Here is a 317-nt window from a genome sequence, read left to right on the forward strand (position 1 = left end):
GGTACCTTTATCGTGCGTTCAGGGATCATCGTCTCGGTGCACGCGTTCGCGTCAGACCCAGATCGCGGTATGTTTATTTTGGCGTTTTTAGCCATCGTCGTCGGTGGCGGCTTGTTGCTGTATGCTCTGCGTGCAGGGCAGGTACAAAGTGAGGGGCGTTATAGCCTATTCTCCCGTGAAGTCGCACTGTGGCTAAACAATATTTTACTGGTGGTGGCAACCCTTATTGTCCTGCTTGGCACGTTGCTCCCTATGGTGCACAAGGAGCTCGGCCTTGGCTCTATTTCCATTGGTGAACCGTTCTTCAATCAGATGTT

Annotated in this window: 1 pseudogene; it reads left to right on the plus strand. The window is 52.1% G+C overall.

What is annotated here, in order from left to right:
* Positions 1–317, plus strand: a pseudogene (locus CWC14_RS18435) (cytochrome c-type biogenesis CcmF C-terminal domain-containing protein); the annotation flags it as partial.

The organism is Pseudoalteromonas sp. S3260 (assembly GCF_005886925.1).
GTDB lineage: Bacteria > Pseudomonadota > Gammaproteobacteria > Enterobacterales > Alteromonadaceae > Pseudoalteromonas > Pseudoalteromonas tetraodonis.